General features: G+C 28.5%; 1 protein-coding gene. It reads right to left on the reverse strand.

The window, feature by feature from the left end:
• Window positions 1–41: 41 nt before the first annotated feature.
• A complete protein-coding gene (locus ACQY5W_RS13195) occupies window positions 42–311 on the reverse strand; it encodes a hypothetical protein (RefSeq protein ID WP_428025437.1) in 270 nt (89 codons plus the stop codon).
• Window positions 312–660 lie beyond the last annotated feature (349 nt).

Below are 660 nucleotides of genomic sequence, written 5' to 3' on the forward strand. Positions count from 1 at the left end.
TTTTCATCAAATACACCATCAAAATTGTTATCCCCAACTGATCATGTGTCCACTTCGTGTAGTGTATCATCTATCTCACCATGTTTTGTCCACATTGTGTAGTTTCTCTTAAAACCTCTCTTGATCAGGTGTGATTGAACTACTTTAGAATCTGGCCACGCAATTTTATTTTCACAGTCAACATAAGGACAAAATATATCATTTTTGTTCTGTCTGTTTGCATGCCCCTTTGCCTCTTCAATAAACAAACGAATGTTCTCAATATACATGGGATCGATCCTTGCCAAATCATACATCCATGCTTGGTCCATCCTCCATGTCCTCCTACAAATTTTGATAAAATTAATATGATATGTAGTCAAAATACCAATACCAATTAAATTAAAATGTGCATGATATAATATCAAATTTAAGGTTATGAAAAAATCAAATATAAGTGTATATCAAATATTACCAAAAATCATATTTAGATTAAATTAATACAATATAAAATTTAAAGTTATGAAAAAATCAAATCAAATATAATATAATATCAAATTTAATTTATTACATATTTACACCAACTATGATTTATTACAAAGTTACACCAACTTTGACCATTTGTCTCATTCAAATTGAATAAATGGTAATTAATCCAAGATCTATCACAATGTACGTAGA

The organism is Arcobacter sp. (assembly GCF_050300555.1).
In the GTDB taxonomy this organism is placed as follows: Bacteria; Campylobacterota; Campylobacteria; order Campylobacterales; family Arcobacteraceae; genus Arcobacter.

Bases quoted from the DNA above. Each gene is read 5' to 3' on its own strand.
- ACQY5W_RS13195 (WP_428025437.1), bottom strand. From the start codon at position 311: ATGGACCAAGCATGGATGTATGATTTGGCAAGGATCGATCCCATGTAT.